Origin of the sequence: Candidatus Poriferisodalis multihospitum (genome assembly GCF_028283155.1) — a bacterium.
In the GTDB taxonomy this organism is placed as follows: Bacteria; Actinomycetota; Acidimicrobiia; order Acidimicrobiales; family Poriferisodalaceae; genus Poriferisodalis; species Poriferisodalis multihospitum.
The window spans coordinates 32,069-42,894 of record NZ_JAPYOK010000102.1; the positions used below are offsets into that span (position 1 = coordinate 32,069).

At 67.5% G+C, this 10,826-nt stretch carries 7 protein-coding genes; 5 read left to right on the forward strand and 2 right to left on the reverse strand.

The window, feature by feature from the left end:
• The first annotated feature begins 38 nt into the window (after window positions 1–38).
• From hisB to VI480_RS11710, 5 genes are all read left to right on the forward strand, one after another.
• Window positions 39–632, forward strand: a complete 594-nt coding sequence (hisB, locus tag VI480_RS11690; RefSeq protein WP_323673026.1) for an imidazoleglycerol-phosphate dehydratase HisB — start codon at window positions 39–41, stop codon at window positions 630–632.
• 10 nt (window positions 633–642) lie between these two features.
• A complete protein-coding gene (hisH, locus tag VI480_RS11695) occupies window positions 643–1,284 on the forward strand; it encodes an imidazole glycerol phosphate synthase subunit HisH (protein WP_323673027.1) in 642 nt (213 codons plus the stop codon).
• The gene (locus tag VI480_RS11700) at window positions 1,281–2,084 is read left to right on the forward strand and encodes a 1-(5-phosphoribosyl)-5-[(5-phosphoribosylamino)methylideneamino] imidazole-4-carboxamide isomerase (RefSeq protein ID WP_323673028.1); all 804 of its coding nucleotides are present in this window, start codon (window positions 1,281–1,283) and stop codon (window positions 2,082–2,084) included. Before hisH ends, VI480_RS11700 begins: the two co-directional genes overlap by 4 nt.
• Window positions 2,085–2,115: 31 nt before the next feature.
• Window positions 2,116–2,898 (forward strand): imidazole glycerol phosphate synthase subunit HisF, encoded by a 783-nt coding sequence (gene hisF, locus VI480_RS11705; RefSeq protein WP_323673029.1) that lies wholly within the window; start codon window positions 2,116–2,118, stop codon window positions 2,896–2,898.
• 70 nt (window positions 2,899–2,968) lie between these two features.
• Window positions 2,969–4,525 carry an acyl-CoA synthetase gene (locus VI480_RS11710; RefSeq protein WP_323673030.1) on the forward strand — a complete coding sequence of 519 codons (1,557 nt, stop codon included), beginning with the start codon at window positions 2,969–2,971 and terminating at the stop codon, window positions 4,523–4,525.
• Between the two features lie 14 nt (window positions 4,526–4,539).
• On the opposite strand, the gene VI480_RS11715 is transcribed toward VI480_RS11710, so the two are convergent.
• Window positions 4,540–7,335: a DNA methyltransferase gene (locus VI480_RS11715; protein WP_323673031.1), complete on the reverse strand. Its 2,796-nt coding sequence runs from the start codon at window positions 7,333–7,335 to the stop codon at window positions 4,540–4,542.
• 67 nt (window positions 7,336–7,402) lie between these two features.
• The gene (locus tag VI480_RS11720) at window positions 7,403–10,543 is read right to left on the reverse strand and encodes a DEAD/DEAH box helicase family protein (RefSeq protein ID WP_323673032.1); all 3,141 of its coding nucleotides are present in this window, start codon (window positions 10,541–10,543) and stop codon (window positions 7,403–7,405) included.
• Between the last annotated feature and the right edge of the window lie 283 nt (window positions 10,544–10,826).

A 10,826-nucleotide genomic window follows, 5' to 3' on the forward strand; every position in this document is an offset into this window, starting at 1 on the left:
CTGATGTGGCCGAATCTGAAACACCCAGAGAGTGCACCATGACTGCTCGAACTGCCACCGTGCAGCGGAACACCAAAGAAACCCGGATCGACCTCACGCTCGACCTCGACGGCTCCGGCCAGAACGACATCTCGACGGGCCTGCCGTTCTTCGACCACATGGTCGCCCAGCTCGCCAAGCACGCCCGCTTTGACCTGCAGCTGCGCACCGTGGGCGACCTCGAGATCGACGCCCATCACACGGTGGAAGACACCGGGATTGCCCTCGGTGAAGCGATGCGGCAAGCCTGGGGCGACAAGGCCGGCGTGCGCCGCTTCGCCTCCTATGTGGTGCCGCTCGATGAGGCGGCAGTCGAGGTGGTGCTCGACCTGTCGGGCCGGCCGTTCCTGCACTACGACATCGAGCCGCCCGGCGAGAAGATCCTGGGCGATCCGCCCTTCGACCCCCAGCTCTGCGAGGAGTTCTGGCGCGGCCTGGTGATGTCGGCCGGCATCACCCTGCACCTGGTGATGCTGCGCGGCCGCAACACCCACCACATCATCGAGGCCAGCTTCAAGGGTGCTGCGCGGGCCTTCTACGACGCCATCCGCGTCGCCGACGACGTGCTGCCCTCCACCAAGGGCGTCCTGTGAAGGACGTCAGGTGAATGGCGATCGTCCTCTCGTTGCGGTCCTCGACTACGGCATCGGCAACCTGCGCTCAGCCCAGAAGGCACTCGAACGGGCAGGTGCCGACGCTCGACTGACAGCCGACGCCGGACTGATCGCCGGCGCCGCCGGCGTCGTGCTGCCTGGCGTGGGGCATTTCGGCACCTGTATGGACCAACTGCGGGCGACGGGCCTGGAACAGCCCGCACTCGATGCCATCGAGAGCGGGCGGCCGTTCCTGGGCATCTGCGTGGGCATGCAGATGCTGTTCGAAGCGTCCGAGGAGGCACCAGGGGTCCCTGGCATGGGCGTGATGCCCGGCATAGTGCGACTGCTGCCCGACGGCATCGTGCGCCCACAGATGCAGTGGAACCGTCTCGATGTGCAGCGGCCAGACTGTCCGCTGCTGGCCGGACTGACCGACGGTGCTTGGATGTACTTCGTCCACAGTTACGCGCCCGATACCGACGACAGCTTCGTGGCGGCGACCTGCGATTACCCCACGCCGATCACCGCGGTCACTGAGCGGGGCCGGCTGTGGGCCACCCAGTTCCACCCGGAGAAGTCCGGCGATGCCGGCAAGCGGCTGGCACAGAACTTCCTTGCCGCAGTGAGAGCCGACCAATGCCGCCGGTGAGCTTCGATCTGTATCCCGCGATCGACTTGCGCAACGGGCGCTGCGTGCGCTTGGTGCAGGGCGACTACGAGCGCGAGGTGCGCTACGACGCCAACCCGGTCGAGGTGGCGCACGAGTTTGCGGAGGCGGGCACCCGCTGGATCCACATGGTCGATCTCGACGCTGCCCGCACCGGCGAGCCGCAGCCACAGAACCGGGCCGTGATCCGGTCGGTTGTGGCCGCCGTGGGAGACGCCGGCGTGCACGTGCAGGTCGGCGGCGGCGTGCGCAGCCGCGAGCGCGCCGAAGCGCTGTACGACGCGGGAGTCGCCCGATGCGTGGTGGGCACCGCCGCGATCGAGAACCCCGATCTCGTCGGGGAATTGACTTCCGCCGGTCACCGCATCGCGGTGGGTCTCGACGTGCGGGGCACCGAGGTGGCCACCCGCGGCTGGGAGCACCAGAGCGGGGTCAGCCTGGGCGATGCCCTCGCCCGGCTGGCCGGCAGCGGCGCTGAAGCGGTGATCGTGACGCAGATCGCCCACGACGGCATGGGCGGTGGGAGCGACCTGGCCGGGCTGCGGGAGGTGCTGGATGCGCCCCAGCGGCCCCCGGCGATGTCGGTGATCGCCAGCGGCGGGGTGGGCTGCCTCGCCGATATCGCTGACCTGCGCGACCTGCGCTCGCCGCATGGGCACACGCTCGCGGGGGCCATCGTGGGCAAGGCACTCCATGACGGTGTGATCTCGCCTGTCGCTGCTGTGGTGGTGGCGCGCGGCAGTGCCGCAGTGGACGAACCCGACGCGGAGCCGGGCCAGTGACCGAGTCAGCCAGACGAGAGGCTGGGCCGAGATGAAGACCGTGCGGGTCATCCCCTGCCTCGACGTGGACGACGGGCGGGTCGTCAAGGGCGTCAACTTCGTCGGGCTGCGCGACGCCGGCGATCCTGTCGAACTGGCAGCTGCCTACGACCGTCAAGGCGCCGACGAGATCGTCTTCCTCGACATCACGGCCTCCGCGCACGACCGCGACACGATCATCGAGCTTGCCCGTCACACTGCCGAAGAGGTGTTCATCCCGTTCACGATCGGCGGAGGAATCCGCTCGGTCGATGACGCCCGGGCGCTGCTGCGGGCCGGAGCCGACAAGGTGTCGGTGAACTCGGCTGCGGTTGCCCGCCCGGGTCTGGTGCGCGAGATCGCCGACGAGTTCGGCACGCAATGCGTCGTGGTGGCGGTGGACGCGAAATCGAACGGCACCGGGGCTGTTGGCAGCACAAGCTGGAACGTCTATGTCAAGGGCGGCCGGGAAGACACGGGCATCGACGCTCTCGGCTGGGTGCGCCAGGTGGCTGAGTTGGGTGCCGGTGAGATCCTGCTGACATCCATGGATGCCGACGGCACGAAGGCGGGCTTCGACCTCGAGCTCACGCGGGCGGTCGTCGACGCAGTGGAGATTCCCGTGGTCGCCAGCGGGGGAGTGGGCACGTTGCAGCACCTGGTGGACGGCGCCCTCATCGCCAACGCCGACGCCGTGCTCGCGGCTTCGATCTTCCACTTCGGCGAGCACACGATTGCCGACGCCAAGCGAGCGCTGTTGGACGCCGGCATAGCCGTCCGGCCGCCCACAGCCTGACTGACTGCCGGGTTCGGGCGCCGCTAGACGGTTTCAGTCCTGCTCGAAGGCGCCCGCTAGCTTCCCCGCCATGAGCTACCCCGGCACCCACTCGGCGACCGACCCAGACCGTCCAGCAGTGATCATGGCCCGCGACGGCCAGGCCCGGACGTTCGGCGAGCTCGAAGAGCGCAGCTGCCAGTTCGCGCAGCTCATGTGGGCCGCCGGCTTGCGCCCGGGCGACCACGTGGCGATCTTCGCCGACAACAACATCGGCTACTTCGATGCCTACTGGGCCGCGATGCGCAGCGGCCTCTACTTCACGACCGTCAACCGCTACCTGACCGCCGACGAGGCCGCGTACATCGTGAACGATTGCGGTGCCCGGGTGCTCGTGGCCTCGCCCGCTGTCATCGATGCGGCAACCGAGATGCTGCCGCTCATCGGCGACTGCGACATCCGGCTCATGCTCGACGAAGCCGCTGATGGGTTCGACCCGTTCGAAGACGCCATTGCGGTTCATCCCGCCGAGCCGCTGGCTGAACAGCCCCGGGGATCGGCCATGCTGTACAGCTCCGGCACTACGGGCCGCCCCAAGGGCATCAAGCGGCCGCTGGATGGAACGTCGATCACCGATCCGGATCTTCTCGGCGTCGGGCTGCTGGGCGGCGTTTTCGGATTCGGCGAAGGCACCCGCTATCTCTCCCCGGCGCCGCTCTACCACTCTGCGCCCCTGTCGTTCACGACCGGCACGCAATCGGTCGGCGGCACGGCGGTGGTCATGGACCGCTTCGATGCCGCTGAGGCCCTGTCGTACATCGAGCGCTACCGCATCACGCACAGCCAGTGGGTGCCCACGATGTTCAGCCGGATGCTGAAGCTGCCCGAAACCGAGCGCACCCGCCACGACCTGACCAGCCATCAAGTCGCCGTGCACGCAGCGGCGCCGTGCCCCGTCAAGGTAAAGCATCAGATGATCGACTGGTGGGGCCCGATCCTGCACGAGTACTACGCCGGCACCGAGCTCAACGGCTTCTGCTATGTGAACTCAGACGAATGGCTCGAACGGCCCGGCACGGTGGGCAAGCCGCTCATCGGGGTGATCCACATCTGCGACGACGAGGGCAACGAGCTGCCCGTCGGCGAGGCGGGCACCATCTACTTCGAGCGTGAGATCCCGGCCTTCGAGTACCACAACGACCCTGCGAAGACCGCCGAGTCGCGGCACGACGATCACGAGCTCTGGTCGACCCTCGGCGATGTCGGGCGTGTCGACGACGACGGCTACCTCTACCTGACCGATCGCAAGGCGTTCATGATCATCTCGGGCGGGGTGAACATCTATCCCCAAGAGATCGAGGACTGCCTGGTGCTGCACCCCAAGGTGGCAGACGCCGCAGTGTTCGGCGTGCCCAATGACGATTTCGGCGAAGAAGTGAAGGCCGTCGTGCAGCCGCTAGCCGGAGTGGAACCCGGTGACGCATTGGCGACCGAGTTGCTCGGGTACTGCCGCGAGCACCTCGCGAACTACAAGGTGCCCCGGTCGGTCGACTTCCGTGACGAGCTGCCCCGCCATCCCACCGGCAAGCTCTACAAGCGCATCCTGCGCGACGAGTACTGGGGCGACCGGTCCTCGCGCATCGTGTAGGCCCGGCGCTGCGCTCAGCCGGGCGTCCAAGCGTCGGGACCGACGACGGTGTTCATCTCGGCGCCGGTGTCGGTGATGACCTTGACCGCGACGGTGCGGCCGTCGGCGGGAATGGGGAACGGCGCTGACTGGTCGGTGACAATGTCGGCTTCGGCGTCGCCGGCCCACTTGCGCCGCAGGCTCTTGGCCGCTGCCTTGAGGCCTGCGTCGCGGTTGAGACCGTTGGGGAAGTAAGTGAGCCGGGCGACGAAGCTGAGCTGGTCGTGGTCGGTGTCGACCATCCAGCAGTCGATCTGGTCGTGGTTGGCTTCGCGCACCATGCCGGTGGCTGGGTCGTAGGTGTCGCAGCCGAGCAGCTTGACGGTGAGCGACGTGCCGTCGGTGGTGCGCCGCACTTCGCAGTCGGGTTCGCCGAGCAGCGTGAAGCTGCCGCCGTCGGCGTCGGGGGCGAGTTCGGGTATCTGGAGGTCTTGGGAGGCCACCACCCGATGCACCTCGCAGGCGCCGACCTTGGCAGGCACATCGGGGTCGAACGCGAATCCCACGACGATCAGATGCGTGCAGTCCGCAGCGTTGCGGCGAGCCTCTGCGGTGGCTTGGCGCACCTGCTCGGCAGTGACCGAGGCGTCGGGCGCGGCGATCATCAGGCCGGCCGCGAGTTCGGTGTCGCGGCCGGGCCTGGTGCAGGTGACGCCGAACGCCACGAGCTGGGTGCCCGGCCAGCGTTCGCGGTCGATGACGTGCAGCAGTTCGCGGCCTTCGGCATCGCAGATGGGTGAGCGTCCGAGCGCGTCCAGGATCGCGTCCTCCGTGTCGGCGCCCGCGAGGCCGAACAGCGCGTTGTCCTGACCGGATCCGGTCGAACCCACGCTGCGCGTGCCGACGCCCGCCGTGGCGGTCTCGTTGTCGAGTTCGCCGGGCGGTGTGCTGAAGGGGAGGTGGCTGTAGGGCGAGTGAGACTCCACAGTGAACGGGCTGCACAGGCGCAGGCGTTTGCGGTCGATCTCGGTCTGGTCGACGAGCTTGATGATGTTGTCGGGGTGAGCCCAGTCTGTGTCGGGGTCGGCGAGGCGCCCTGCGGACACCTTGCGCATCGACTTGCAGACGAAGTCGTCGGCCGGGTCGTTGCCGCCGTCGGTGATCCGGTGCCAGGTGTAGGCCGAGGTGGCCAGGTGCTGGCGTGCCACCGCAATGGCGACACGGCTCACGTCGATGGTGACCCAGCGCCGCCCCCACTCCTCAGCCACATCGGCCGTAACCCCCGACCCGCACGTCGGGTCCAGCACCAGATCCCCCGGATCAGTCGTCATCAGCATGCAGCTCGTGATGGTCGTATCGTGCGTTTGCACGACGTATCTCCGTTTGGTCGCTCGCTGCATCTGTGACCACACGTTGTCGATGCGGCGGCCAGGAAACTCGCGTGCGTACATCTTCCAATAGAGGCCCGACTTGGTCGCATCCAAGCGGCCGTTCCAACCGAGCCAGCACAGGCCGCACGGCTCGGGATCGGGGCACGGAGGCGAAGCCTCCGTGCGCGCGCCATTGTCGTCCGGCGGGGTGCACACTGGTGCGTCTCCGTCGTGGACGGAGACGCGCCATTGTCGTCCGTTCCCGCAGTGGTATCGCTCGCCTCGGTAGATGATCTCACGCGTGCGGCCCGTTGTTGAGGAACCCATAGAGGTGAGGTTCTGTCGGCAGAAGAGAACTGCGCCTTGATTCAATTCGCTCTCCGGTGCATTCTGTTCATCCGCTGTCAGGTTCCTCGACTTGCCGCCGGGTAGCTCCAAGCGGGCTGGGGCGAAGCTCTTGCCCCACTGAGCAATGATCTCGGCATCCGACATGGATTCGTAGATCTGACGGAACTTGCACTTGGACTTGTCCCTTGCGTACCAAAGGACGTACGACGCGCTCTCAGGCAGTGTCCGTGCCGATGAACCGGTCGCCGGTCGATAAGTGATGGTGGCGACTCGGTTCTCGGGGCCGAAGACTTCGTCGAGCACGAGAGCCAGGCGGTGGACGTTCTCGTCGCCGATCTGGACGAACAGCGAGCCGGTGTCGGTGAGCAGCTCACGGGCGAGCACGGTTCGCTCGTGGATGCCGTCGAGGTAGGAGTGGATGCCGTCGCGGTAGCTGTCGCGGAATGCCCGAAGCGGCAGCGTGTCGCCGACGGGCACGCCGTCGAGCTTCTCCGGGGTCTCCAGCTTCTTGGTAGCAGTCTGGAAGTTGGACTTGAAGCCCATGCCGTACGGCGGGTCGAAGTAGATCATCTGCACTTGGCCGGCCATGCGGTCTTTGGCGATGAGCGACTGCATCACGGCTGCCGAGTCGCCGTGGATGAGACGGTTCTGCCAGCGCCCCGAGTGCCGGTACCAGTCGTACTCGTCGGCACCCTCGTCGAGGCCGTCGAAGTCGAGCTGCAGTTCCGCGCCGCCGCCCGGTCGCCGAAGCTGTTCGAGCAGCAGTGCGGGGGTGACCTTCTCACGTGTGAACAAGGGGCTGCCGGCGAAGCCGTGAACCTCGTCGATCGAGGCGTCACCGGTGAGCAGCGAGGTGGTGCCGCTGCGGTCCCACGCCAGCAGCGGATGCCCCGACAGGTCCTTGTTCAGATGCGGCGTCTGTTGCTTGACGGCGTCGGCGTAGACGTCGGCGAACCCGGCAGGGAATCGCCGCCCAGCGTGGAACGCTTCGGGCGCCCGCTGGTGGTCGTCCATCAGCGGCGCGGTCTCCGAGGTCGGCTGATTGGGCCGGCTGGCCGATGCGTGCTGGTAGGCGCTGTCGTCGGGGTTTGACAGGTTGGACGGGCTGCTCATCTGGATGCTCCTGTGGGGAATGGCCGGCTTCGACTCACTGGGACGGCGTGGCGACGCATCACGACGATCACGCTTCGGCGTCGAGCGCGGCTGCGAGCACGGTGTCGGATTGGCCGACGAGGGCATTCAGGCGGGCGGGCAGATGGGCATCGTCGGTGATGACCTCATAGGCCCAGCGGCGCAGTTCGGGTGGCAAGGCGGTGGTGTCGGCGACGGCCGGTATCCAGTGTTCGCGCACCCAGCGCTCGGCGGCCTGGGCTTTGTCGTCGACGATGCCTTTGCATTCGATGACGAGGTTGAGGCCGTCGGAGAGCCGGACGATGAAGTCGGGCTCGTAGCTGCGCCACGCACCGTCGAAGTGGTAGGGGAGCGTCCAGCCGAGGCCGAAGTTGCGCGCCCAGGTCTCGACGACGGGATGCGCGTCGAGCCGCTGGGCGGTTCTCAGCTCAAGCTTGGAATGGCACGCTGCGTGCGACAGCTCGCTCCGCTTCGCCTCGGTGATGTCGCTGAGCGTGGTAGCGAACTCGACCGCCGATGTGTCGGCAAGCGGCGGGCTTGCGAGCACAGCAATTTGCCGCGGGGGGGGGGTCGGCGCGATTGCCCCGTCGCGCGCGTCGTCGGTGAAGTCGCAGGCGGCGATGATCTGCTGGTACAGGTCGCGCTTGTCGCGGTGGCGCAGCAGCACAGGAGGCCGTGCTCCGCTCACGTCAGGATGAGCCATCCAGTCTCGCAGCGCTGCATAGGCGGAGGTGAACAGCGAGCAGCGCCCAGCGCCGCGCACAGAATCGGTGCCGACGGCATCCGACTCATCGCCGCTGCGGGCCGTCTCGTCGCCCTTCGTGTGGCTGCTGCCGTCGATGTCAGGCTGAAGCCGGCTGTCTGTGGTGAGCAGATTGGCCATCTCGGCCGCACAGCGCACCAGGGCGGATTTCTCGCGCCGCCAATCGTCCACCGAGAGCACGAATTCCTCGCCTGACACGCCTGCCATGAGCGCCATCTCGGCTGCCGCGCCCTCCGACAGTGCGACCGGCTGCACCCGGTCGGGGTTCATGCGGAACCTGACCTGTTGGGCGAGGGTGCGGTACTCGACCACTTGCGGCCATTCGATGCGCAGTGCTTCGCGCCCTTCGACGGTGCGCACCCATGTGGGGTCGCGCGGCGGGGGACCTGCACGGGTGCCGCGCACGGGCATGAACTCGAAGGGGATGCCCAGAACCTCGGCATACTCCGGTGTCAGCAGATGCTCCTTGCCCGGCTCGGCTTCGGGGTCGCGGAACGAGTCGTACGAGGTGCGCCGCAGCGCTCGCCCGGTGACCTGCTCGCACAAGAGCTGTGTGGAGAACGCTCGATAGCCGACGATCTGGCGGACGTTGCGGGCGTCCCAGCCTTCGGTGAGCATCGAGACCGACACCACGCAGCGCACGTGCTCGCCCAGCCGCCCGCGCTTGCCGACCGTGTTCAGCGCTTCTCGGATCGCGTCGGGCGGCACGTCGGCGCCCATATGGCGGGCCTGCTCGCTGAGCAGCTTCTTCCACCCGGTGCTCATCTCGTCTTCGTCGTCGAGACGGGAATGGACCAGCAGCGTCACCGGCTTCGTGCTCCACGCCGCAGGCCGGCCGTCGGCGCCGTCGATCACGTTGGAGAACTGCGGGTAGACGCCCGGCACCAGCAACCCGTCGGCGGTCTCGCACCCGGCAATGTGCTCGTACAGTGCCACCGCGCTGGAGACCTTGTTGGCGACCACGATGAGCGCCGGCGGCGGGGAGCGGCGCTCTTGGGCGTCGAAGGCGCGCTGCCATTCCGCAGCGGCGGCGTTCAATGCGCCCGCAAGCGGCTCGGGCAACGTGGCGGTGGGGTCCTCGCTGCGCTTCGGCAGGGTCTTGCGCCGGGTCTTGGCGTAGATGCGTCGCCACGCTGTCTCGCCCTCGGCGGTGTCATCCTCTACCGGAACACGGGGCACCTTCACCAGCCCCGATTCGATGGCGTCCATCAGCCCGAAGTCGGACGCCACCCACTCGAACATGGCGGCTTGGCCCCGGTTCGCCCGGCCGATCCACATCGGCGTGGCGGAGAAGTCGAACACCGGCGATGCCTGGCCGCCGCTCGGGTCTAGCGTGCCGAGCGCCCCGATGTCGCGCAGCCCCCGGATGGCGTTGAACCACACCGAGGCGATCTTGTTGGCGTCCTTCTCGTCTTGTGTGGGTTTGGGTGCCTTCTTGCCGTCGCTGTCGCCGTCGGCCCCGGCGGTTTCCGGCTGGGCGGGCAGGTAGCAATGATGTGCCTCGTCGTTGATGATCACGATGTCGCCGTGAGCGCCGCGGCGAGCCAGCAATCCGCCCAACACCCGGCGCAGCATCGCCGCACGCGACTCGGTCTGATCCACTCGAGCAGTGCCGAGCAGACTCTTTTGCGCGCCGGTCGCTCCCGAGGGGTCTTGAGGCCGGAATGCCTGATAGTTGACGATCTCGATGCGCGCAGCCGACAAGTCGCTTGCGAACTCGGAAGGCACCAGCCCCAATTCGGCGTAGACGTTGCCCGGTTCGCTGGGACGCAGCGCCGCGAGCCGGTCTCGCACCGTCAGCCCCGGCGTGAGCACCAGAAACCGAGACGAGTGCTGAAGGTTGCGGCGGCGGCCCGAGCGCACTGCATTCAGTGTCTGCCAGGCGATCAGCATCCCCATCACGGCCGTCTTGCCGGTGCCGGTGGCCATCTTGGCGCAATAGCGCACGATGCCGTCGTTGAACTGCCGAGAGGCGGCTTCGAGGTCGCGTCGCTCGGGCGTGTCGCGGCGGGCCACCTCCCGCAGCCAGATCACTGTCTCGATGGCCTCCCGCTGCGCGAAGAATGGACGCAACTGCCGCTGCGGGGCTTCCTCGGCCCAATGCCAGAGCAGCTTGCGGGTGACCGTCGTGGCACCCGCATAGCCGTCGGCACGCCAAGCACGCACCCGGTCGCGGATGTCGTTGATGAGCCGATTCGATTCCACCGTGTCGAAGTCCAGCGACAGCGCGCCCGCGGCGTCGTCGTCAGGCACCGGGCGCAGCAGCATCGAGAGCCGCCGCCCCGGAAGCGGCGCCACCCCCGCACGGGCACGCCCCGCACGGTCCAGATCCCAATGCAGGCTCGGCTCGGAATACGGCGAGCACAGAATCGGGTCGACTGCGGGATCGAACTCGGCGCCCTCGTCGTCGGCATATGCCTCAGCCACGGCTCCGCAACCTAACGCGCCCCTGTGACACGTACGACGTGTGCAGATCGGTGCGTCTGCCCGCGTCGTCCAGCAATGCGAGAGCTCCGCCTGGCTGGCTTGCTTCGTCACGTGACTGCAACATTTGTTCGGTTGCGAGCGGTTGGAATGGTGAACCATGTCGATAGAATGAACGTATGTCCGTACCAGTGCGCCAGGCTCTTGACCTGCTCACTGCCGCCCTCGATGAAGTCGAGAACGCGCCGACTCGGGAACTGCGAGAAGCGCTCGGGCTGGCGAAGCG